The sequence below is a fragment of the Stenotrophomonas thermophila genome, assembly GCF_001499715.1.
GTDB lineage: Bacteria > Pseudomonadota > Gammaproteobacteria > Xanthomonadales > Xanthomonadaceae > Stenotrophomonas > Stenotrophomonas hibiscicola.
In genome coordinates this window covers 1-21,226 of record NZ_CVIW01000016.1, presented here as the reverse complement: position 1 = coordinate 21,226, position 21,226 = coordinate 1, and the positions used below count along the sequence as shown (strand labels likewise).

Genomic DNA, 21,226 nt, shown 5'->3' with positions numbered 1-21,226 from the left:
TCGCCAAACAGCTCTCCCACCCGCACGAACCTGAGGCGCTGACAGCAGCTTGGAGCGCCCCTAGGACTTCTTCAGTTCAATGGGGGCGGAGAGAATGCGTCGCGCTTCCTGCTCCTCATCGGCATGGGTTCTTTCGAAAATCTGTGCCGGGCAGCTCCACAACAATCACACCGCGCTGTCCGTCGATCATGATTCCCTGATGCTCCGGGAAAAGTTCTGCCACCTTTCCTGACTTCACTATCTGCTTCAGTTGCGTCAGAGAGTGGGTTGCCCCGACCGTGAAGCGGTAGGTGATGGTGCCATGGACAGTGCTCACAGTTCGCGATGGCACTGGCTCGGTCCCGGTCAAACGGACCGTTACGATCATCGGGTTCTCACTGAAGCTCTTGCCTGCGAAGCGATCAGGCATTCCTTCCAGAATGCGCGCAAGCTCTTCCCCTGCCTCAATTCGAAGTCTGAGCCGCCTGTCGGCTTCTTGGGTGGACAACCCCTCATGCTGGGCAAAGGCTTGAACAACGGGGTCGGTGGAGGGCGTCACCTGTTGGGAGAACGCGGGGGGCGCGACCAGCGCGGTGGTGGACAGCAGCAGTTTGGCCAACACACTCTTGATCTTCATCGCGAATTCTCCGTTCCATCGGTTTACTCAACTACGCAATCCATCGTACAGCTGTTGACGTTCAGGCCAGCTTTGGATGTTGAGGGTGCCGGCCAGCGGCCGGCACTACCGCAGGTGCAGGGCGCAGCCCTGCAAAAGAAGACTCCCTACCTCATGGCCACTGCATCTCGCCCTTGGCCACCTTCGCGCTCAGCTCCAGCGATGCGACGCCATCCAGCTTCGGGTAGCGCGACTGCATTGCCTGCACCAGCGCCGCACTGTCCTTCGCCTTTGCCGCTTCGATATCGAACGTGCGGATGTAGTCCGCAGTGAAGCGCAGTGCACTGGCATCCAGCGCCGCACCTGGCGCGTAATGCCCCGGCACCACCACCTTCGGCTTCAGCGCCTGCAGCTGCTGCAGGGTCTGCAGCCAGTCGGTGTGCGACTTCGGCGTCTGCGTGTCGGCCATCCACACGTGCTCACCGGCCACCACCGGAATGCCGCCGACGATCGCGCGCAGCGACGGTACCCACAGCACCGTGCGGTCCGGGGTCGGGCCATCCAGGCCGATCAACGGCAGGCGCTGGCCTTCCAGCTGCAGGGCATCGCCGTCCAGTACCTGCGGCACCACGATGCGTGCCGGCACGTCGGCACCCATCTTCGGTCCCCAGTAGGCCAGCTTGCCGGCCTGGGTCTGCTGGATGTGGGCGACGGTCTGCGCAGTGGCGACGATGCGTGCCTGCGGGAAGGCATCCTGCAGGGTGGCCAGGCCGAAGTAGTAGTCCGGATCGCCGTGGCTGATGTAGATCGTGGTCAGCTGCTTGCCACTGGCGCGGATCCGTTCGACCAGCTTGCGTGCGTCGCTGGCGCCGAACTGCGCGTTGACCAGGATCGCGTCATGGCGGCCTTCGATCAGCACCGAGGATACCGAGAACATCGCCTGCGGGCCGGGATGGAAGGTCTGCAGGTGCAGTTGGGATTTCGTCGCGGTGGTCGGCGCCGCGGTGGCCGGTGCGGCCAGCAGCGGCGCACTGGTGAAAGTGGCGGCCAGGGCGAGGGGAAGCAGCAGGGCAGCGGTACGCATGGGAATTCCTTGTCTAGAGCCGGGCCAATGCCCGGCTGCATGTTCGCGTAGAGCCGAGCGCGGGCTTGGCTCTACATGGGACGTGCGTGGATCAGTACGCGGCGGTGATGATCTGCTTCGGGTACGCGTGCGCTTCCAGCTCGGCGACGAACGCGGCGCCGTAGTCGGCATAACTGATGCGGCTGTGGCCGCTGGCGTCGGCCAGGAAGGCCCTGGGCTGCACGCGGTAATGGCCACGCTCTTCGCCCGGGCCGATTTCGGCGGCCGGCGAGAAGAAGGTCCAGTCCAGGTCGTCCACCGCCTGCAGTCGATTGAAGGCTTCTCGATGGGCCAGCGCGTATGGCTTGTAGGCCTCCGGGAAGGTGGGGGTATCGACCAGCTGCACGCCGGGTGCGACTTCCAGGCTGCCGGCACCGCCGACCACCACCAGGCGCGGTACACCGGCCTTGCGCGCGGCCGCGGCCAGCTGTGCGGCCACCTCGCCGACGCGGCCGATGTCATCGCCCGGGCGTGGGCCGTAGGCGCTGGCCAGCACGTCGTGGCCGGCGATGGCGGCGACCAGCGCGTCCTGGTCGTCCAGCGAGGCGACCACCGGATGGACGCCGGCCAGTTCGGCCGGAAGATCCTGCGCGCTGCGCACGATGACAGTGAGTTCGTGGCCGTTCGCCAGCGCGTGGCGGGCGATCTGGCGGCCGATGTTGCCGGTGGAACCGACGAGGGCGATCTTCATGGCAGGACTCCGTGGGGCGGTGTGGGGGGGACGCGGCCACTGTAGGCCGCTGCAGTCGCTCGAAAAACAGCGTATAACGCACTTGTTTGTTGCATGGATCGAGCATATGGACCGATTGACCGCCATGACCGTGTTCGTCGAGGTGGCCGAGCGCGGCAGCCTGACCGCAGCGGCAGAGGTGCTGGACATGTCACGGGCGATGGTCAGCCGCTACCTGGCCGAGGTCGAGGGCTGGCTGGGCGCACGCCTGCTGCACCGGACCACACGGCGGGTCAGCCTGACCGGCCCCGGCGACGCGGCGCTGACGCGCTGCCGGCAGATGCTGGCGATAAGTGAGGAACTGCAGGGCGAGCTGGCCAGCGATGATCCCGAACCGCACGGCACGCTGCGGGTGACCGCCAGCGTTTCGTTCGGGCAGAGCCACCTGGCACGAGCGGTGGCCGGTTTCGTCGCGCGCCATCCTGCCGCGCGCATCGAACTGCTGCTGGTCGACCGCACCGTGAACCTGGTGGAAGAACGGGTGGACCTGGCCGTGCGCATCGCGCGCCAGATCGATCCCAGCCTGATCGCACGGCGGCTGGCGACCTGCCGCTCGGTGCTGTGCGCGACGCCGTCCTACCTGGAGGCGCGCGGTACGCCAACCGCTCCCGAACACCTGGCCGCGCACAACTGCCTGACCCACCACTACGTCGGCAAGAGCCTGTGGCACCTGCACCGCGATGGCCGTTCGCTGTCGGTGGCTGTGGGCGGCAACATCAGTGCCAACGAGGCATCGCTGCTGCTGGAGGCGGTGCGGGCCGGTGCCGGTATCGCCATGCTGCCGACCTACCAGGTGGCGCCGATGCTGCGCAGTGGCGAACTGGTCGAACTGCTGCCCGAATTCAGTCTGGACGAGCTCGGCATTCATGCCGTGTACGCGTCAAGGCGACAGCAGCCCGCTATCATGCGGCGATTCCTGGACTACCTGGCCGAGTGTTTCGCCAGCCCGGCCTTCCAGGATCTGGATTGGCGCCCGCCGGGCACGGAGGACACATGAACCATGGACAGGCCTTGATCGACCACAACCGTGCTGCCTGGGACCGCCAGGCCAGTGAAGCGCGCGAATGGTCGCGCCCGGTGGAAAGCTCAACGATTGCTGCCGCGCGCGCAGGCCGCTGGCAGGTGCACCTGACGCCGCGCGCGTTGCCGCTGGACTGGATGGGCGACGTGCGCGGCCGTCGCATCCTGTGCCTGGCCTCGGGTGGTGGCCAACAGGCACCGGTGCTTGCTGCCGCTGGCGCCGATGTCACCGTGTTCGACCTCTCCGACGGGCAGCTTGAACAGGACCGCGCGGTCGCCGCGCGCGATGGCCTGCAGCTGCGCACCGTGCAGGGTGACATGCGCGACCTGCACGTGTTTGCCAATGACAGTTTCGATGTGGTGTTCCACCCGATCTCGAACCTCTACGTCCCTGACGTGCGCCCGGTATGGACTGAATGCCGCCGCGTGCTGGCGCGCGATGGCATGCTGATGGCCAGTTTCTACAATCCGGTGCTGTTCGTGGGTGCGCGCGATCCGCAGCTGGATGCACAGGGCCTGATCCGTCCGCAGTACGCCATTCCCTATTCGGACCTGGAAGACCTGCCGCAAGCCGAACGCGAGGCGAAGCTGGCCCGTGGCGACGCATTGACCTTTGGCCACAGCCTGACCGAGCTGATTGGTGGCCAGCTGGATGCCGGCTTCGTCATCGATCGCTTCATGGAAGACTGGCAGCCGCGGCCGCGCTTCCTGATCGACCGTTATCTTCCCACCTTCCTGGCCACCCGAGCGCGCCGGATCGGTTGAGGCGGATCGGCGCGGAAACCAGCGGCGTACAATGGGGGGCCCACGTCGTGCAGGTGCCGTTCCTTGTCGTATCCCTATCCACTGGTCGTGTTCGACCTTGATGGCACGCTGGTCGACAGCGCAGCTGATATCGCCGAAGCGCTGAACCGCACGCTGGAGGACATCGGCATGGCACGCGTGCCGGAAGCCACCGTGCTCGGCTGGATCGGCGACGGTGTGCGCCGCCTGGTCGAACAGGCCGTGCATGCGGCAGGCCGCGAGGTCGACCTGGCGGAAGTGATGCCGGTGTTCATGGTGCACTACCGTGAATGCCTGCTGCGCAGCCCGCGCCTGTTCGATGGCGTGGCCGACGCACTGGCGCAGCTGCGCGCGCGCGACGTGCCACTGGCGATCTGCACCAACAAGCCCGAAGCACTGGTGCCGCCGCTGCTGCAGCACCTGGGCATTGGTGATGCGTTCGCGCTGATACTGGGCGGTGATTCGCTGCCGCAGCGCAAGCCCAGTGGCGAACCGCTGCGGCACATCGCCGCGCATTTCGCGCTGCCGGTGGAGGCGTGCCTGATGGTGGGAGATTCGTTGACCGACTACCGCGCCGCCGAAGATGCGGGCATGCCGATCGCACTGGTGCGTTACGGTTATCCGCGTGGCCTGGACCTGGCCACCGCACAGGCGGTGGCGGTGATCGACGACCTGCGTGAGTTGCCGGGGTTGGCCGCGGGCGTTCGGGTGTAGAGCCGAGCCCACGCTCGGTTGCTTCATTGCGTGAGCCGAGCATGGGCTCGGCTCTACAGTAGATCGACGCCATGCGTCGATGGCATCAGGAGGCGCCGGGCGATGCCCGGCGCGCGCCTTCATTTCGGCTGGTAACGCACGCTCAGCTGGTACTCGCGGCCGGGCTGGTTGAACCACGCCACGGTCTCGTAGCGGCGATTGAACACATTGGCGGCACGCGCCAGCAGCGTCCACGACGGCGTCAGCGCGTACTCGGCGCGCAGGTCCAGCGTACTGTAACCGCCGACCTTTATCGTGTTGGCCGCATTGTCATAACGCTTGCCTGAACCCTGAACCGTCAGACCGGCGCGGAAGTCGCCGAAGCGGCGGTCGATGTCCAGGCGTGCGGTCTGCTGCGCGCGGCGCGGCAGCCAGTTGTCGAACTGGGTGCTGCCATGGGTACGGTTGCGCGGGTCGGTGTAGCTGAGCTGTGCGTTGATGTCGAAGCCGGCCAGCAGCACGCCACCGGTCAGTTCGGCGCCGCGGATGCGGGCCTTCTCCACTTGCTGCATCCTGAAGGTCGCCGCATCGTAGGTAATCAGATCATCGATGCGGGTTTCATATACGTCCAGGCCCCAGTGCCAGCCCTGTCCCTGCTGCGAAACGCCCAGGTTGGCGCTCTTGGACTTCTCCGGGTTCAACGTCGGCACGCCGCTCCACGGGTCGTACAGATCGCTGAAGGTCGGCGCCTTGAACGCGGTGCCATAGCTGGCGTTGAGGCGCAGGCCGTGGCCCAGTTCCATCGCCCAGCCGGCGCTGCCGGTGGCGTGGTTGCCGAACTGCTGGTTGTCGTCGTTGCGTGCGCTGACCTGCAGCTGGTGGCGGCCGAAGCGGCCCTGGTACTGCACGAACACGCCGGTGTTGCGGCGGCTGTCGACGAGGTACCCGGCGCTGCTGCCATCCAGGTTGTCTTCGCTCCAGTCCACGCCGGTGCTCAGCAGCTGGCCTTCGGCCATGCCGAAGTCGCCCTGCAGCGAGGCGCTGTCACGATGGGTCTGGGCGCTGCCACGGGCATCGAAGTCGCCGAAGTTGTCCGACTCGTTGTCACTGCGGCCGACATTGGCGGTGAACGCCAGGCGTTCGGACGGGGTGTAGCGCAGCTTGCCGGACAGCACCTGCTGGCGGGTTTCCGAATAGTTGTAGTAGCCGTCGTAATGGTTCTTTCCGTCGGCACGCAATGCACTGCCTTCCACGTTCCATTGGTCGTTGAAGGTGTAGCCACCGCGCAGGCTCTTGGACAGGTTGCGGTAGCCGTCGCGGTCATGCTCGTCGGCAAAGCAGCCCGCGGCGAACAGCGTGGCCGAGCCGCGGCAGGCGTCGATGCCATCGGAATGCTGGTAGGCGATATCCGCACCGAACCAGCCGCGTTCGGTATCGCCGCCAATGCCACCGCTTACTTCACGCAGGCCGTTGCTGCCACCGCCAAGCTGGAAGTGCGGGGCGAAATCGCCCTGGTTGCGGCGGGTGAAGATCTGGATCACGCCACCGATGGCGTCGGCACCGTACAGACTGGACTGCGGGCCGCGAACGATTTCGACGCGCTCGATCTGCGCCAGCGGCAGGTCCTGGTACATGGCCAGGCCGAGGTCGGCACTGTTGATGCGCACGCCGTCGACCAGCACCACGGTGTGGCCCGAGTTGGTGCCGCGCAGGAACAGCGAGCTCTGCTTGCCGAGGCCGCCGGCATTGGTCAGGTTGATGCCGGCGCGGCCGCGCAGCAGCTCCTGCAGCGAGGTGGCCTGGCTGGATTCGATCTGCGCGCGGTCGATCACCTGCGCCGGCGCGATACTGTCCTGCAGCGCGATCGGGGTGCGGGTGGCGGTGACCAGGATCTGGTCGAGCGCAGTGGTGTCATCGGCGGCCTGGGCCAGCGCGGGCAGGGTGGCCAGCACGGCCAGGGACAGCATTCGGGACTGCAGCTTCATGGGGGACTCCAGGTGCCACGCACGCCCGCGTGGCGAAGGGGAGGAGCCGCGAAGGCAGGCATGCGCCGACGCCGCAGCGCAGGCTGCGGTCATCCAGCGCCATGCCCACCGCATCGCGACGTGAGGCTTCCGGGCCGGTCTCCGGGCTTGCCGCCGGGTGGCTTGGGGCCACCGTCCAGGCGCCTTCCCATGCCTGCGGCACAGTGGCGGTGTAGCCTGGAACTGACGTGCTTACCGTTGCGGGGGCAGCGCCGGCCTGGCGTGGAATCACGCGTCACCGGCTTCCCGTTTCAACCTGCCGGCCGTGGCCGCAGGTCACCTGGAAGTGCGCGCAGTCTACGGCATCGCAGGCAGTCCCGTTGCGTCGCGCCTGCTCGACTGCCTTTGCTGTGCCCTTAGAATGGTCCCTCGATCCCGTGGTGCCGTTGCCGATGTCCGCCCGTTTCCCGCTGTCCCCGCGTTGCCTGTACGGAACGCACGCATGATCCTCGACCTGGTCCGCCATGCCGGCAACGGTCGCGATGAGTTCCTCGATGGCCGCAACGATCCACCGCAGCTGGCCCGCCTGCCGCAGGAACTGGTCGACGCCTACGCCGCGCAGCCCTGGGAGCGGGTGATCAGTTCGCCGCGGCTGCGCGCGCTGCACACGGCAATGGCGCTGGCCACGCCGCGCGGGCTGGACGTGGAAGCGGACGAGGAATGGGAAGAACTGGATTTCGGCGATTGGGACGGGCAGTCGCTGTTCGACCTGCCGGAGGATGCACTGGCTGCCTTCCATGCTGACCCGCATGCGTTCCCGCCGCCGAACGGCGAGAGCTGGGGTCATTTCGAGCGGCGCATCGCGCGCGCGCTCGATCGCCTGCTCGATGAGGACGATCCGGTGCCGACGCTGGTGGTCAGCCATGGTGGCCCGCTGCGCATGGTGCTGTCGCAGGTCTGCGGCCTGCCGATGTCGCTGTGCTGGGCGCTGCGCATCGACCATGGCACGCGCCTGCGGGTATGGCTGGGGCGCGGTGAGGTCGGGCTGGTGGGCGAGCTGCTGGAGCTGCAGCAGCCGTAACCCCTCGGTCGTGCCGGCCGCTCGCCGGCAGCCTCGGGAACGCTGCGAAGATCATGCAGTTGCCGGCCAGCGGCCGGCACTACCAAGCCGTCAATCCTCGTCCGCATCCTCGGCAACGCTGTCTTCCGCGTCATCGTCGGCATCGAAGCGCTGCTCATGCACCGGGCCCGACGCCGGGCCGGCCGCCTTCAGCGGATGCGCGGCGATGCGCGCTTCATAGTCGTGTACCAGCGCATCGCGCTGCGGCTCGCTCAGTTCCTGCCAGTGGCAGTCCAGCAACGCACCTTCCAGCGAGTACAGCAGGTTCAGGCTGGGCTTGAAGCCGGCACGCTTGACCTTGACGAAGGCACCGACCGCTCCGATCGCGACCAGGTCGTCGCGGCTGCGCAGGCCGACCTGGCGCAGCCAGGCCGCGCTCTTGGGGCCGATGTTGCGCAGCTTGGGTGCGTTCATCCCAGCGCCTCGACGAACACGCGGGCGATGGCTTCCAGGCCGGCCTGGTCGTCGGCATCGAAGCGGCCCACCTTCGGGCTGTCGATGTCGAACACGCCGATCAGTTCATCGCCGCGCAGCAGCGGCACCACCAGCTCCGAACGCGAGGCCGAATCACAGGCGATGTGGCCGGGGAAGGCGTCGACATCCTCCACGCGCTGGGTGACTCGCTGGCTGGCGGCGGCACCGCACACGCCCTTGTCCAGCGGGATGCGCACGCAGGCCGGCAGGCCCTGGAACGGGCCGACCACCAGTTCCTTGCCGTCGTACAGGTAGAAGCCCACCCAGTTCAGGTCGGGCAGGGCGTGGTAGACCAGTGCGGAGAGGTTGGCCGCGTTGGCGATGCGGTCGGACTCGGCGTAGACCAGGCCACGGGCCTGTTCCAGCAGCTGGGCGTATTGTTCCGGCTTGCTGCCGGTGAGCGAGGCATTGGCGAACATGCCCGCAGTCTAGCAAGCGCGACGGGCCGGCGATAATGCACGCTCTGTTGCCCTGTTGGAGCCCATCGATGCCGTTGCCTGCCACGCTGCCGCCCGCCCTGTTCGTTACCGGCACCGACACCGAAATCGGCAAGACCGCGGCCAGCACTGCGCTGCTGCATGCGCTGCGCCGGCGCGGCCTGCGTGCGGTCGGCATGAAGCCGGTGGCCAGTGGCAGCGAAGACCTGGGGCAGGGCCTGCGCAACGAGGACGCGCTGGCACTGCAGGCGGCCAGCTGGCCGGTGCCGGACTATGCCGACCTGAACCCGTATGCGCTGCGGCAGCCGCTGGCACCGGAGCTGTCGGCGGCCGAGGACGGCGTGCAGGTGGAACTGGCGCCGATCGTGGCCGCGTTCGAACGCCTGCGCGCGAAGGCCGATATCGTCGTGGTGGAGGGCGTGGGCGGTTGGCTGGCGCCGGTCTCGGCCACGCTGGACCAGCTCGACCTGGTGCGTGCGCTGCAGCTGCCGGTGCTGCTGGTGGTGGGCATGCGGCTTGGCTGCGTCAACCATGCGCGGTTGACTGCGCAATCACTGCAGGCCAGCGGCGTGGACCGCCTGGGCTGGATCGGCAACCACATTGATCCTGCGATGCAGCGCCAGGACGAGAACATCGCCACGCTGCAGCAGCGCCTGCCGATGCCGTGCTGGGGACGGCTGCCGCATCTGCCGGGGGCGGATGGTGAAGCGTTGAGCGCGCATCTGTTCGACGACCTGGGGTAGTGCCGGCCGCTGGCCGGCAACCTCGATGAATCACGTCCATGCAGTTGCCGGCCAGCGGCCGGCACTACCGTGCTGCAGCCGCCAGCTCCCGTGCGATCGCACCCAGCCGCTCCACCGCACCGATGAAGCGCGCATCCAGGCTCTGGCAGCACGACAGCCGCAGGCAGTGGCGGTAGCGTGCGCCGCGCGAGTACACCTGGCCCGGCATGAACACGATGTCCTCCAGCAGCGCTCGCTCGAACAGCTCGCGCGTGTCCACGCCCGGCAGTTCCAGCCACAGCAGGAAGCCGCCCTGCGGTTCGGTGGCGCGGGTGCCGGCCGGGAAGTGTTCGGCCACCAGCTGGCGCAGCCGCCCGACCTGTTCGCGGTACAGGCGGCGCATGCGGTGCAGATGGTGCTCGTAGCTGCCTGCTTCCAGATACGCGGCCACCGCATCGCCGAGCAGCTGCGGCTCGCCGCCGGTGGACTGGAACTTCAGCAGTGCGATGCGCTCTGCGAAGCGGCCGCCATCCAGCCAGCCGATGCGGTAATCCGGCGCCAGTGTCTTTGAGAAGCCACCGACCACCATCACCCAGCCATCGCGATCGAAGGCTTTCAGCAAGGGTGCCGGCGGTTCGCAGAACTGCAGCTCGGCGTACACCGCATCCTCGATCAGCGGCAGCTGCCGTGCGTTGACCAGCTCGGCCAGGCGTTGTTTGGCGGCGGTCGGCATGGTGCAGCCGAGCGGGTTGTGCACGGTCGGCATCACCACCAGTGCGGCCAGCGGCCTGTGCTCCAGCAGCGCATCCAGTGCATCCACGTTCAGTCCGTGCTGCGGGTGGGTGGGCAACTCGATGGCCTGCAGGCCGAGGTTGGCCAGCAACGGATACAGGTTGAAGTAGGACGGCGCCTCAATGCCCACCGCGTCACCGGGCTGGGTGACCGCGCGCAACGCCAGCTGCAGGGCTTCCATCGCACCATGGGTCAGCAGGAGTCGCTCGGCGTGGGTGTGCAGCCCCATGCGCGGACTGCGGCGCACGATCTGTGCCAGCAGCCGGGGGGAGCCGTTGGGTCTCGCGTAGGTCTCCACCGTCTGCTGGCCGTGGCGCAGCACCTGCGCGGTATGCCGGGCCAGCTGCGCGCCGGGATAGAACTGGCGACCACGTGGGCCGGCGAAGGCCAGATCGACCACACCCGGGCGGCGCTGTGCTTCCAGTACCCGGGCCATCAGCACCTGCTGCAGCGGCGCGGTGGGCGCGGATGGGGTGTCGCGCAGCGAACGCTCCGGCACCGACAGCCGCGGCGCGACTTCGAAGCCCGCCTTCGGCCGCGGAATCACCAGTCCGGCATCTTCCAGCTGGCGATAGGCGGCAATCACCGTGTTCAGGCTGAGCCTGCGCTGCAGGGCCATCTGCCGCAGCGAAGGCAGGCGGCTGCCGACCGGAAGGCGGCCACCATGAATGGCTTCGGCCAACTCATCCGACAGCCGTTGATAGCGGGGGGGAATCATCGAGGCCTGGTCATCTGTATCCATCGAATATCCCGCCATCTGGTGCTGTACCCATGATGATGGCGAGCCTAGCATGTCGTTGTCGGCCGGGCCTGATCGGGGCACGGCCGATACTTCCCAAACGCACGGCTGGATGGCCGTGCGTCTTTTTCTGTGTGTAGAGCCGAGCCCATGCTCGGCTGCACTTCCGCCAACAGCAGCCGAGCGTGGGCTCGGCTCTACAGAGAGCACCGTCGAGCGTCGGTCAGCCCACGGGGGAATGCCGGCTACCGCATCGGCACCAGCGTCGCCTCGCGCCGGTACAACGCCGGGAACTGCTTGCCCAGCGCCGCAAGCTTCGGTGCGTCGTAGTAGCGGATGTAGGCCGCCTGCGGGTAGTTGGTCATGTAGTTCTGGTGGTAGCTTTCGGCCGGGTAGAAGCGCTGGCCGCTGACCAGCTGGGTGACGATCGGCGCGCGGTAGCTGCCGGCCTGGCCGAGCTGGGCGATGTAGGCGCGGCTGGCAGCCTGCTGGCGGGCGTCATCGGTGAAGATTGCCGATCGATACTGGCTGCCGTGGTCCGGCCCCTGGCGGTTGAGCTGGGTCGGGTCGTGTGCCACCGAGAAGAACACCTGCATCAACTGCCCGTAGCTGACCTGGCGCGGGTCGTAGTCGATCTTCACTGCTTCGGCGTGGCCGGTCTGGCCGCTGCTGACCCGCTCGTAACGCGCGTCGGCGGCGCTGCCGCCGATGTAGCCGGACACCGCATTGCTCACGCCCTTGACGTGCTGGAACACGCCCTGCACGCCCCAGAAGCAACCGCCGGCGAACACCACGCTGGCGTGGGTCGCGTCATCGCGGAACGCCGCATCGCCCGTGGGTGCCGGTAGTGCCTGGGTCTGCGCGCTGGCTTCGAGCGGTGCCGCGATGGCGCCGTGGTCAACGAGTAGCACACCGGCGATCAATGCCGTGGCCACCAGACCTGCAACACCGGCGGCGATGCCCTGTTCAAAGGAGAGTTTCATCGTGTCCTCCCGGTTCAACCGAAGGTGAAGGCATAGGCCTGCACGCCCGCGTCGAGGAACTCGATCTCGAAGCGGTGCGGGCCGACCGTGACGCGCTGGCGCACCAACTGGTACAGGCGGTGCTCGTCGACCACGCCACTGCCATCGGCGCCGACATCACTGCCGGCATCGGCGGCGGGCAGCGGCTTGCCGTCCAGCCAGACGCGAAAGCGCACCGGCGTGCCGTCGCGGGTCGGTGCCAGCACCAGGTGCAGGTCGCGCGCATGGAACTGGAAGGCAATGCGGCCACCGGCCCGCTGCAGCTCTGCGGCCTCGTCGGTAATGGTCCAGTGGCCGGACAGTCCCCACTGGTTCAACGCCAGGGTGGTCGGCAGCGTGTAGTCGAACGCGCTGTCGCTGCGCTGTCCGCCGGGTGAGGCGAACTGCTCGGCACGGGCGTGGCCGAGGTAGGTTTCCGGCGAGCGCAGGTTGCCCATGTCGGCCTGCACGGCCACGCCCTTCAGGTCGGCGGCAGCGGGATCGGCCGGTGGCGGCAGGTTCGTCTGCCCGGCTTCGGCCAGCAGGCGACGGATCACCTGTTCCGAGCGCGCGTAGTTGCCTTCGCCGAACTGGTGGCCGCGGATGTTGCCCTGCGCATCGACGAAGTACTGCGCCGGCCAGTAGCGGTTGTTGAACGCGCGCCAGATCGTGTACTGGTTGTCGAGCGCCACCGGGTACTCGACCTTCAGCTGCTGCACCGCCTTCATCACGTTGCGTGGGTTACGCTCGAAGGCGAACTCCGGCGTGTGTATGCCGATCACCACCAGGCCGTGGTCACGGTAGCGGCGTTCCCATTCGTGCACGAACGGCATCGCGCGCAGGCAGTTGATGCAGGAGTACGTCCAGAAATCGACCAGTACCACCTTGCCGCGCAGCTGCTGGGCCGTCAGCGGTGGGCTGTTGAGCCAGCCGGTGGCGCCGTCCAGCGCGGGCAGGGTGCCTTCCACCGGCAGCGGTGCATCGGCTGCGGCGTTGGCACCGGCCATCATCATCATCGGCGGTGCCGCCGGCTGCGCACCGGGTACCGCATCCAGCAGGCCCTGCTCGATGCGTGCGGTGCTGACCGTCGAAAGACGGGTGAGCAGGCCGGTATCCCAGCCCAGACCAATCGCCACCACCGCCAGCAGCGCGGCTACGCCCAGCACCTTGCGCAGTACGTCGCCCAGCCCAAGCCGCGCCTGCAGCGCGCGGAACACGCGGCCACCTACCCATACCGCCAGCGCCAGCGCGCTGATCGCACCCAGCGCATACGCCAGCAGCAGCGCACTGGTACCGGCACTGGCGCCATGCAGGGCGGCACCGGTCAGCACGAGGCCGAGGATCGGCCCCGCGCAGGGCGCCCACAGCAGGCCGGTGGCGACGCCGATCAGCAGCGAGGTCCACGCGCCGCCGTGCCCCGCGGCATCCGCCGCATCGGCACGCGCGCTCAGCCGTGCGCCGACGCGCTGGAATGGCGCCAGCAGATGGTCGGCCAGTCGCGGCCACAACAGTGCCAGCGCGAACAGCGCCATCAGCAGCAGGGCGACCCAGCGTCCGACCTGGTTGGCCTGCGCCACCCATTGGCTGCCCACCGCAGCCAGGCTGGCGACCACGGTGAAGGTGAGCGCCATGCCCAGCAGCAACGGCAGCGTGCTGCGCAGGAAGGGGCGGTCGGCACGCGCGAACACGAACGGCAGCACCGGCAGGATGCACGGGCTGAGCAGGGTCAGCGCGCCGCCGAGGTAGGCAAGCAGCAACAGCAGCATCGTCAGGCTCCGGAAGCAGGGGAAGAACCGACCGGCACCCGCCAGCCGTCGGCGGTACCGTCCGTGGCGCCGGGAACGAACACCATCGCCGCACCATTCATGCAGTAGCGCAGCCCCGTCGGGCGCGGGCCGTCGTTGAACACGTGGCCAAGGTGGCCACCACAGCGGCGGCAGTGCACCTCTACCCGCAGCATCCCGAAGGTCACGTCGCGGTCTTCGCCGATGGCGTTGTGCAGCGGTGCCCAGAAGCTGGGCCAGCCGGTGCCGCTCTCGAACTTGGTGGAGGAGGAGAACAGCGGCAGTGCACAGCCGGCGCAGGCGAAGGTGCCTTGCCGGTGTTCCTTGTTGAGCGGGCTGCTCCAGGGGCGTTCGGTGGCCTGCTGGCGCAGTACCGCGTACTGCGCCGGGGTCAACCGCTGGCGCCATTGGGCATCGCTGTGCATGACCTCGAACTGTCGCGGCGGGCGCGCTTCAGCGGCCGCCGGGGCGGCGCGGCTGCAGGCCCCCAGACCGAGCAGGCCGGCAGCGGTGGCAACACCACCCAGGCCCAGCAGATGGCGGCGGGACAGGGACATGGCGGACTCCGGGAAGGGGCGACGGGGCCATGCTGCGCCCGCCCGGGTCAACGAATCCTCACGCAGGATTCAATTTTTCGTGAGGTATCGGCGGCCGCCCCGCGCCACAATGCTGCCAGCCTCCCCACTGGCCCCGAGCTGCCGATGTCGACCAAACGCGTGCTGATCGTTGAAGACGATGCCCACATCGCCGACCTGCTGCGCATGCACCTGGGCGATGAGGGCTACGACGTGGCCCATGCCGCCAGCGGCGATGCCGGCCTGCGCCTGCTGGAGCAGGAAGGTCCGTGGGATGCATTGGTGCTGGACGTGATGCTGCCCGGCGTGGATGGCCTGCAGGTCTGCCAGCGTGCACGCGCGATGGCGCGCTATGTGCCGATCATCATCATCAGCGCGCGCGGCAGCGAAACCCAGCGCATCGTCGGCCTGGAACTGGGCGCCGACGATTATCTGGCAAAGCCCTTCTCGATGCCGGAACTGGTAGCGCGGGTGCGCGCATTGCTGCGCCGCGCCGAGGCGATGGCGCAGAGCGCGCGCATCGATGCCGGCGCGATCGAACTGGGCGGCCTGCAGCTGGATCCGGTCGCGCGCACCGCCTCGGTGGATGGCAACGCGCTGGAGCTGACCCCGCGCGAATTCGACCTGCTGCTGTTCTTCGCCCGTCACCCGGACCAGGTGTTCGCGCGCATGGAACTGCTCAACCAGGTCTGGGGTTACCAGCACGATGGCTACGAACACACGGTCAACACCCATATCAATCGCCTGCGCAGCAAGATCGAGCCGGACCCGGCCAACCCGCGGCGGTTGCTGACGGTGTGGGGCCGTGGCTACAAGCTGGTCGATCCGGCCGGGGCGGCGGCATGATCAAGCCGAACCTGTGGCAGAAGCTGGCGGTGGTTACCGCTGCGCTGATGCTGGCGTGCTGCATGGCGCTGCTTGCACTGCAGATGCGGGCCAACACCCGCCACGAGCAGGAGGTGGTACAGCGGCTGTCGCTGGGCCTGGCCGAGCACATTGCCCAGCGCAGCGAGCTGATGGATACCAGCGGCATGCGCGATGCCGCCGTGCGCGCGCTGTTCGGCCAGCTGATGGCGGTCAACCCCAGCGTCGAGGTCTACCTGCTGGACGACCAGGGCCGCATCCTTGGCCACGATGCGCCCAGTGGGCACCTGGTGCGCACCCGGGTGGACGTGGCGCCGCTGCGCCGCCTGCTGGCGGGAGCACCGTTGCCGATCCTCGGTGATGATCCGCGCAGCGCCGATGGCCGCAAGGTGTTCAGTGCTGCACCGTTGATCGTGCAGGGCCGCCAGGCCGGCTATGTGTACGTGGTGCTGGTGGGCGAGCACCGGCAGATGCTGGCCGACGACCTCGCCGCCGGCAGCCAGTGGAACACCACGCTGTGGTCGGTGGCACTCGTTGGTGGCCTCGGCCTGCTGGCCGGGCTGGTGGCCTTCTACTGGGTGACACGCCCGCTGCGGCGGCTGACCCGGCGCATCCAGGCCTTCGACATCGATGCACCCACGCCACTGCCACCGGCGGAGCCGCTGCGCCCGGGTGAGCGCGATGAACTGGTGATCCTCGAACATGCGCATGCGCAGATGGCGCAACGGTTGGGCGAGCAGTGGCAGCAGCTGCGCCAGCAGGATCTGCAGCGCCGCGAGCTGGTCGCCAACATCTCGCATGACCTGCGTACGCCGTTGTCGTCGCTGCATGGCTACCTGGAAACACTGGCGTTGAAGGACGCCACGCTGTCGCCGGACGAGCGGCGCCGCTACCTCGGCATCGCGCTGGCACAGAGTGCCAAGGTCGGCCGGCTGGCGCGCGCGCTGTTCGAGCTGGCGCGACTGGAGCACGGCGAAGTACGTCTGGAGTGGGAGGTGTTCGCATTACCGGAACTGCTGCAGGATGTGCTGCAGAAATTCGAGCTGGCGGCGCAGGCGCGCAACCAGCACCTGCACGCCGAGTTCCCGCCCGGCCTGCCGCTGGTGCGTGCCGATCTGGGCCTGGTCGAGCGGGTGCTGACCAACCTGCTCGACAACGCGCTGCGGCATGCACCCGAGGGTGGGCAGATCGAGGTGCGCCTGCGCGCAACCGATGACAGCGTGGAGGTCAGCGTGGCCGATGATGGCCCCGGGGTGGCGCCAGCGCTGCGCACCCACCTGTTCCAGGCACCGGCCGCGCTGGGGGCACGGCGCGGCGAGAACGGCGGGCTGGGCCTGCTGATCGTGCAGCGCATCGTGCAGCTGCATGGGCGCAGGATCGAACTGCGTGACAGCGCGAGCGGCGCGTTGTTCGTGTTTGCCCTGCCACGCGCCGAACCGGCGGCCTAGCAGGCCGGTTCGCCCGTCACCGCACCGCCGCTTTCCAGCGGCAGTTTCAGGCGGATGCACGCACCTCCCAGTTCGGAGTCGGTCACTTCAACGTGGCCGCCATGCTTGTCGGCCACCACCTGCACCAGCGCCAGGCCGAGGCCGAAGCCGGGGCTGCCCGGGTCCAGCCGCACATAGGGTTGCAGTACCTGGCCGCGCAGTTCGGGTGCGATGCCGGGGCCGTCGTCCTCCACCTGCAGGCACAGCCAGCCGTCATTGGCGGTGCTGGCAATACGGATCTGCCGGCGCGCGTAACGCAATGCATTGCCGAGCAGGTTGCGCAGTGCCAGCTCCAGCATGTGCCGGTTGACGTTGACCAGGCCCACCGGCGACAGCGCCTGCTGCACCGGCACCGGCAGCGGCGCGAACTGGGCGACCACGCCGCGCACCAGCGCCGCCAGCTGCAGGCGCTGGCGGGTCAGCTGATGGCAGCGACCCAGTGCGGCGTACTCGACGCCGGCGTCGGTCAGGTGCTGCAGCCGATCCACATCGGTGCGCAGGCCGCCCAGCGCATCGCGCTGCACGTCGTCGAGTGCGCTGTCTTCCAGCTCGGCCAGGCCGAAACGCATCCGTGCCAACGGCGTGCGGACTTCGTGCGCCACCGCCTGCGCGAGCACCCGCTGGCTTTCCAGCAGTTGCTGCAGCTGCTCGGCCATGTGGTTGAAGGCATTGGCCAGCGGCCGCACCAGTGCGGTGCCGGCGCGCGGCGCACGCGTGTCCAGCTGGCCGTCGCGCATCCGCCGCGCCGCCTGGGCCAGCTGCGAGACGTCGCGCCACAGCCGGTAGACCATCACGTACATCGGCAGTGCCACCGCCACCATCAGGATCAGCAGCAGGATCGCCACGCCGGAGACTTCGCTGTCCTGCCAGCTTTCGTCAGGCAGCGCTTCGTCCAGCGGCCCCAGCATCAGCGCGTAGTCGCTGTCACCGATGCGCTGCAGGCTGCGCATGTGCTTCAGGTCGATCTGCACCCGGCCGTTGTTGAATGGCGGTCGCTGGCTGGACTGCAGCGCCTTCACCGCCTCGGCCAAAGGAACCAGGCGTAGGGCATAGGCGAAATCAGCGTCGAGTTCGCGGGCCAGCGCCGGCCACTGTTCACGCGGGGTTTCGGCGAAGCGATGCTGCAGCAGCGCGTGCGTGCCGCGCATCTCGGCCTGCAGGCCGGCTTCGGTGCGGTCTTCCAGCAGGGCATCCCAGGCCCACAGGCCCAGCACGATCAGCAACAGATGGGCGAGCAGGAAGCCGATGCCGTAGCGCAGGAAGTGGAAGGCGTGGCCGCGCATCGCCGACGGCGTGCGCGTCATCCCCATGCCGAGCGGCTGAACAGGTAGCCGCGGCCGCGAACGGTCTTGATCCGTTCTGGCTGCTCCGGGTTGTCGCCCAGCTTGCGGCGCAGGCGCGAGATGCGGGCATCGATCGAGCGGTCCAGGCCGTCGAAGGCGATCCCGCGCAGGCCGCGCAGCAGCGCATCGCGGTCCAGGATCTGGCCGGCGTTGCTGGCCAGCAGGAACAGCAGGTCGAACTCGGCCGTGGTGAGCTCCAGCAGGCCGCCCTGCAGGTGTACGTTGCGGGTGGAAGGGTCGATGTTCAGCTCGCCGAAGCGCAGGCTGCCGTCACGTGGCTCGACCCGGCGGTGGCGGCGCAGGTGGGCACGCAGCCGGGCCAGCAGCACCCTCGGTTCGATCGGTTTGCCGATGTAATCGTCGGCCCCCAGTTCCAGGCCCAGCACCTGGTCGATGTTGTCGGTGCGGGCGGTCAGCACGCAGATGATGCCGTCATAGTGGGGCCGGATCTGCCGACACACTTCGAAACCATCCTGGTCGGGCAGGCCGACATCGAGCAGGACCAGCGCCGGCTTTTCCGCCAGGATCCGGGCCACTGCCCGCTCGCCGCTGCGTTCATGGGCGACCTGGTAGCCATGCCGCTGCAGGTAGTCACTGACCATCGTTCCCAGGCGGGCATCGTCTTCGACCAGTACGATATCCAGCATTTCCAAGGCCTCCGTGGACGCAAACGTACCGCCACGGCACGAGCGCGGCGATGCTATCCCAGCCTGCGGGCCGCCCGGGTCCAGCGGGTGGGCGCCATTCAGCCGGGGTTGCTGGCGCTGGGGCCGCACTCCAGGCCTGGCAACAGCTTGGCGTTGAGCATAGCCTAAGGCTGTTACAAAACGTTACCTTCGTGATACGTCTGGTGACCATCGCTGACAGCAACGCGACTGACGCGGGGCCGTCAGGGCGCAGAGCATGGAGTCTCCTCCGCTCCGCGTGCCGTTCCCATGTCGCCCGCCCTCTACCTGCTGAACCCGTCCCGCCGCTGCCGCTGCAGAGGTGCCCGATGAGTGGCGTGGTCGGGGCCTGGCTGCCACCTGCCGAGGACGAACACCTGCTGCAGCGCCTGGCACCGATGCTGCGCGCCCTGCAGCAGCGCGGCCGGGGCCGCATTGGCTACTGGACCGACGCCGGGGCCGGCCTGGCACTGGGCCACTGCCGGGCGCCCACCGATACGCCATTACAGCCGCTGAGCTCGGACTGCGGTCGCTACGTGCTGTGCCTGGACGGCCGCCTGTACAACCGCAGTGACGTGCAGGCGCAGCTGCGCGACCTGCCACGCAGTTGCAGCGATGCGCGGCTGCTGCTGCAGGCGATCGTCGAATGGGGCGTGGAGCGGGCGCTGTCGCGCATCGAGGGCGCGTTCGGTTTCAGTGTGTGGGACCGGGAGGCGCGCGAACTGTGGCTGGCCCGCGACCGGGTCGGCGAGCGGCCGCTGTACTACGGTTGGTACCAGGGCCAGTTCCTGTTTGCCTCGGAGTTGAAGGCGCTTCAGGCCTTCGCCGGATTTGCCCCTGGCATCGACCAGGATGCGCTGAGCCTGCTGCTGCGCCATGACTATGTGCCGGCACCACACACCATCTACCGCGGTATCCACAAGCTGGTGGCCGGCGCGACGCTGCGCATCGATCTGAATGACCATGCGGCTGGCGGTTCCAGCCAGGCCGCCCAGGGCGGCTCACGCTACTGGTGCGCACGCGATGCGATGCACAGCGCACTGCAGGAATCCCTGCGGCCGGCACCCAGCCTGGAGCAGGCTACCGACCAGCTGGAGACGGTACTGCAGAAGGCCATTGCCGCACGCATGCATTCGCCACTGGCCTGCGGCGCGTTCCTGTCCGGTGGCACCGACTCGTCGCTGGTGACCGCGATGATGCAGGCGCAGTCGACCCTCCCGATCGAGGCATGGACGGTCGGTTTCGACGATCCCGGCCATGACGAGAGCGACTGGGCCTCGCAGGTCGCGCGGCATCTCGGCGTGCAGCACCACCTGCACCGGATGGACGCGCGCCAGGGACTGGACCTGCTTCAGCGGCTGCCGCAGGTCTGGTGCGAGCCGTTCGCCGACGCCTCGCAGCTGCCGACGTTGCTGGCCAGTGAACTGCTGGGGGCGCGCAAGCCGGTCGCGCTGACCGGTGACGGCGGCGATGAGCTGTTCTTCGGTCACCCCAGCTACGGCCGCGCGCTGCGCATTGCGCGACTGTGCGGTGGCTTGCCGGATTGGGTGCGGGACCTGGCGCGACGCAGCGGCAACCGGATGAATCCCGAGCGCGGCCGCCTGGGGGGCTGGCGTGCGCTGGTGGCCGAGGTGGCTGCCAACGATGTGGAGGGGCATTACCTGCAGCGCGTGACCCGCTGGCGGCAGCCGGCGCAGGTAGTGCTGGGTGCGCGTGAGCCGCTGACGATCTTCCAGCAGCAGGACACGGCGCTGCCGGCCGAGGCGCGCATCCAGCTGCTGGATTTCCGCATGGACCTGGCCGAGGGCATCCTTGCCAAGGTTGATCGCGCGGGCATGGCGGCGGGCGTTGAAACCCGTGCGCCGTTGCTGGACATGGAGGTGGTGCGCCTGGCCTGGCGCCTGCCGCAGCACCTGAAGTACCGCGATGGCGAACACAAACTCATTCTGAAGAATCTGTTGGCACGCTACCTGCCCGAGCTGCTGGTGTACCGTCCCAAGCGTGGCTTTGGCCCGCCCATGGCGCGCTGGCTGGCCGGTCCGTTGCGCGATTGGGCGGAGGCGCTGCTGGACCCGCAGCTGCTTCGCAACCAGGGCTGCTTCGATGCGGCACGCGTGCGCGGCATCTGGGAAGCGTTCCTGCGCGGCGAGCGCAAGTGGCACACGCACCTGTGGAACGTGCTGATGTTCCAGGCGTGGCACCAGCATTGGCATGATGGTCGCGGGCGCTGAGCCCTTCCTGCATCGCGTGCGGCGGGTTCATTCTGCGTGGCGCCGGGCGGATGCCTTGCGTACGAATGTCCTCCGGCGCCGGCC

The 21,226-nt window shown here is 68.2% G+C and carries 20 protein-coding genes and 1 riboswitch; of the genes, 8 read left to right on the top strand and 12 right to left on the bottom strand.

Going from position 1 to position 21,226, the window contains the following annotated elements; translation table 11 throughout:
• Nucleotides 1-115: 115 nt before the first annotated feature.
• From BN1263_RS09390 to BN1263_RS09380, 3 genes are all read right to left on the bottom strand, one after another.
• A complete protein-coding gene (locus BN1263_RS09390; protein WP_058980686.1) occupies nt 116-616 on the bottom strand; it encodes a hypothetical protein in 501 nt (166 codons plus the stop codon).
• Between the two features lie 151 nt (nt 617-767).
• On the bottom strand, nt 768-1,679 hold the full coding sequence (locus BN1263_RS09385; RefSeq protein WP_058980684.1) for an MBL fold metallo-hydrolase: 912 nt from the start codon (nt 1,677-1,679) through the stop codon (nt 768-770).
• A 91-nt stretch (nt 1,680-1,770) separates the two neighbouring features.
• Nucleotides 1,771-2,409 (bottom strand): NAD(P)-dependent oxidoreductase, encoded by a 639-nt coding sequence (locus tag BN1263_RS09380; RefSeq protein WP_058980682.1) that lies wholly within the window; start codon nt 2,407-2,409, stop codon nt 1,771-1,773.
• Between the two features lie 106 nt (nt 2,410-2,515).
• Between BN1263_RS09380 and BN1263_RS09375 the strand changes: the two genes are divergently transcribed.
• The 3 genes from BN1263_RS09375 to gph all read left to right on the top strand — a co-directional run bounded on the left by BN1263_RS09375 (nt 2,516) and on the right by gph (nt 4,965).
• Nucleotides 2,516-3,445 (top strand): LysR family transcriptional regulator, encoded by a 930-nt coding sequence (locus BN1263_RS09375; RefSeq protein ID WP_058980680.1) that lies wholly within the window; start codon nt 2,516-2,518, stop codon nt 3,443-3,445.
• Complete coding sequence (locus BN1263_RS09370; protein WP_019660932.1) at nt 3,442-4,233, top strand: class I SAM-dependent methyltransferase; 792 nt, start codon at nt 3,442-3,444, stop codon at nt 4,231-4,233. Before BN1263_RS09375 ends, BN1263_RS09370 begins: the two co-directional genes overlap by 4 nt.
• Nucleotides 4,234-4,296: 63 nt before the next feature.
• Nucleotides 4,297-4,965 carry a phosphoglycolate phosphatase gene (gene gph / locus BN1263_RS09365; protein ID WP_058980678.1) on the top strand — a complete coding sequence of 223 codons (669 nt, stop codon included), beginning with the start codon at nt 4,297-4,299 and terminating at the stop codon, nt 4,963-4,965.
• Between the two features lie 119 nt (nt 4,966-5,084).
• Here gph and btuB read toward each other — a convergent pair whose 3' ends face one another.
• A complete protein-coding gene (gene btuB, locus BN1263_RS09360) occupies nt 5,085-6,929 on the bottom strand; it encodes a TonB-dependent vitamin B12 receptor (protein WP_058980676.1) in 1,845 nt (614 codons plus the stop codon).
• A 115-nt stretch (nt 6,930-7,044) separates the two neighbouring features.
• Nucleotides 7,045-7,267: riboswitch (cobalamin riboswitch) on the bottom strand.
• A gap of 143 nt (nt 7,268-7,410) precedes the next feature.
• On the opposite strand from btuB, the gene BN1263_RS09355 reads away from it, so the two are divergent.
• Nucleotides 7,411-7,989 carry a histidine phosphatase family protein gene (locus BN1263_RS09355; protein ID WP_058980674.1) on the top strand — a complete coding sequence of 193 codons (579 nt, stop codon included), beginning with the start codon at nt 7,411-7,413 and terminating at the stop codon, nt 7,987-7,989.
• Between the two features lie 90 nt (nt 7,990-8,079).
• On the opposite strand, the gene BN1263_RS09350 is transcribed toward BN1263_RS09355, so the two are convergent.
• Both BN1263_RS09350 and msrC read right to left on the bottom strand, forming a co-directional pair.
• Complete coding sequence (locus BN1263_RS09350; protein ID WP_058980671.1) at nt 8,080-8,442, bottom strand: TfoX/Sxy family protein; 363 nt, start codon at nt 8,440-8,442, stop codon at nt 8,080-8,082.
• Complete coding sequence (gene msrC / locus BN1263_RS09345) at nt 8,439-8,921, bottom strand: free L-methionine (R)-S-oxide reductase MsrC (protein WP_005407940.1); 483 nt, start codon at nt 8,919-8,921, stop codon at nt 8,439-8,441. Before msrC ends, BN1263_RS09350 begins: the two co-directional genes overlap by 4 nt.
• A 68-nt stretch (nt 8,922-8,989) precedes the next feature.
• Here msrC and bioD point away from each other — a divergent pair, with 68 nt between their 5' ends.
• A complete protein-coding gene (gene bioD, locus BN1263_RS09340; RefSeq protein ID WP_058980669.1) occupies nt 8,990-9,682 on the top strand; it encodes a dethiobiotin synthase in 693 nt (230 codons plus the stop codon).
• Between the two features lie 64 nt (nt 9,683-9,746).
• Here the strand turns inward: bioD and BN1263_RS09335 are convergent, their stop codons facing one another.
• The 4 genes from BN1263_RS09335 to msrB all read right to left on the bottom strand — a co-directional run bounded on the left by BN1263_RS09335 (nt 9,747) and on the right by msrB (nt 14,534).
• Nucleotides 9,747-11,195, bottom strand: coding sequence for an aminotransferase-like domain-containing protein (locus BN1263_RS09335; RefSeq protein ID WP_058980667.1), 1,449 nt, complete (start codon nt 11,193-11,195; stop codon nt 9,747-9,749).
• 242 nt (nt 11,196-11,437) lie between these two features.
• Nucleotides 11,438-12,175, bottom strand: coding sequence for a peptide-methionine (S)-S-oxide reductase MsrA (gene msrA, locus BN1263_RS09330; protein WP_058980665.1), 738 nt, complete (start codon nt 12,173-12,175; stop codon nt 11,438-11,440).
• Between the two features lie 14 nt (nt 12,176-12,189).
• The gene (locus BN1263_RS09325; RefSeq protein ID WP_058980664.1) at nt 12,190-13,959 is read right to left on the bottom strand and encodes a cytochrome c biogenesis protein DipZ; all 1,770 of its coding nucleotides are present in this window, start codon (nt 13,957-13,959) and stop codon (nt 12,190-12,192) included.
• 2 nt (nt 13,960-13,961) lie between these two features.
• Nucleotides 13,962-14,534, bottom strand: a complete 573-nt coding sequence (msrB, locus tag BN1263_RS09320; RefSeq protein WP_021203379.1) for a peptide-methionine (R)-S-oxide reductase MsrB — start codon at nt 14,532-14,534, stop codon at nt 13,962-13,964.
• Nucleotides 14,535-14,678: 144 nt separating this feature from the next.
• Between msrB and BN1263_RS09315 the strand changes: the two genes are divergently transcribed.
• On the top strand, nt 14,679-15,398 hold the full coding sequence (locus BN1263_RS09315; protein WP_005407947.1) for a response regulator transcription factor: 720 nt from the start codon (nt 14,679-14,681) through the stop codon (nt 15,396-15,398).
• On the top strand, nt 15,395-16,864 hold the full coding sequence (locus tag BN1263_RS09310; protein WP_058980662.1) for a sensor histidine kinase: 1,470 nt from the start codon (nt 15,395-15,397) through the stop codon (nt 16,862-16,864). The genes BN1263_RS09315 and BN1263_RS09310 overlap by 4 nt, the downstream gene beginning before the upstream one ends.
• On the opposite strand, the gene BN1263_RS09305 is transcribed toward BN1263_RS09310, so the two are convergent.
• Nucleotides 16,861-18,207, bottom strand: coding sequence for an ATP-binding protein (locus BN1263_RS09305; RefSeq protein ID WP_058980660.1), 1,347 nt, complete (start codon nt 18,205-18,207; stop codon nt 16,861-16,863). The two genes, BN1263_RS09310 and BN1263_RS09305, sit on opposite strands and share 4 nt — an antisense overlap.
• Nucleotides 18,204-18,893, bottom strand: a complete 690-nt coding sequence (locus tag BN1263_RS09300) for a winged helix-turn-helix domain-containing protein (protein WP_010484092.1) — start codon at nt 18,891-18,893, stop codon at nt 18,204-18,206. Before BN1263_RS09300 ends, BN1263_RS09305 begins: the two co-directional genes overlap by 4 nt.
• 347 nt (nt 18,894-19,240) lie before the next feature.
• Here BN1263_RS09300 and asnB point away from each other — a divergent pair, with 347 nt between their 5' ends.
• On the top strand, nt 19,241-21,142 hold the full coding sequence (gene asnB, locus BN1263_RS09295) for an asparagine synthase (glutamine-hydrolyzing) (RefSeq protein WP_058980658.1): 1,902 nt from the start codon (nt 19,241-19,243) through the stop codon (nt 21,140-21,142).
• Nucleotides 21,143-21,226: the final 84 nt, after the last annotated feature.

Bases quoted from the DNA above. Each gene is read 5' to 3' on its own strand.
- asnB (WP_058980658.1), top strand. From the start codon at position 19,241: ATGAGTGGCGTGGTCGGGGCCTGGCTGCCACCTGCCGAGGACGAACAC.
- BN1263_RS09310 (WP_058980662.1), top strand. From the start codon at position 15,395: ATGATCAAGCCGAACCTGTGGCAGAAGCTGGCGGTGGTTACCGCTGCG.
- msrC (WP_005407940.1), bottom strand. From the start codon at position 8,921: ATGTTCGCCAATGCCTCGCTCACCGGCAGCAAGCCGGAACAATACGCC.
- bioD (WP_058980669.1), top strand. From the start codon at position 8,990: ATGCCGTTGCCTGCCACGCTGCCGCCCGCCCTGTTCGTTACCGGCACC.
- BN1263_RS09355 (WP_058980674.1), top strand. From the start codon at position 7,411: ATGATCCTCGACCTGGTCCGCCATGCCGGCAACGGTCGCGATGAGTTC.
- BN1263_RS09335 (WP_058980667.1), bottom strand. From the start codon at position 11,195: ATGGATACAGATGACCAGGCCTCGATGATTCCCCCCCGCTATCAACGG.
- BN1263_RS09390 (WP_058980686.1), bottom strand. From the start codon at position 616: ATGAAGATCAAGAGTGTGTTGGCCAAACTGCTGCTGTCCACCACCGCG.
- btuB (WP_058980676.1), bottom strand. From the start codon at position 6,929: ATGAAGCTGCAGTCCCGAATGCTGTCCCTGGCCGTGCTGGCCACCCTG.
- BN1263_RS09370 (WP_019660932.1), top strand. From the start codon at position 3,442: ATGAACCATGGACAGGCCTTGATCGACCACAACCGTGCTGCCTGGGAC.
- BN1263_RS09380 (WP_058980682.1), bottom strand. From the start codon at position 2,409: ATGAAGATCGCCCTCGTCGGTTCCACCGGCAACATCGGCCGCCAGATC.
- BN1263_RS09350 (WP_058980671.1), bottom strand. From the start codon at position 8,442: ATGAACGCACCCAAGCTGCGCAACATCGGCCCCAAGAGCGCGGCCTGG.
- msrB (WP_021203379.1), bottom strand. From the start codon at position 14,534: ATGTCCCTGTCCCGCCGCCATCTGCTGGGCCTGGGTGGTGTTGCCACC.
- BN1263_RS09385 (WP_058980684.1), bottom strand. From the start codon at position 1,679: ATGCGTACCGCTGCCCTGCTGCTTCCCCTCGCCCTGGCCGCCACTTTC.
- BN1263_RS09375 (WP_058980680.1), top strand. From the start codon at position 2,516: ATGGACCGATTGACCGCCATGACCGTGTTCGTCGAGGTGGCCGAGCGC.
- BN1263_RS09315 (WP_005407947.1), top strand. From the start codon at position 14,679: ATGTCGACCAAACGCGTGCTGATCGTTGAAGACGATGCCCACATCGCC.
- BN1263_RS09305 (WP_058980660.1), bottom strand. From the start codon at position 18,207: ATGACGCGCACGCCGTCGGCGATGCGCGGCCACGCCTTCCACTTCCTG.
- BN1263_RS09325 (WP_058980664.1), bottom strand. From the start codon at position 13,959: ATGCTGCTGTTGCTGCTTGCCTACCTCGGCGGCGCGCTGACCCTGCTC.
- BN1263_RS09300 (WP_010484092.1), bottom strand. From the start codon at position 18,893: ATGCTGGATATCGTACTGGTCGAAGACGATGCCCGCCTGGGAACGATG.
- msrA (WP_058980665.1), bottom strand. From the start codon at position 12,175: ATGAAACTCTCCTTTGAACAGGGCATCGCCGCCGGTGTTGCAGGTCTG.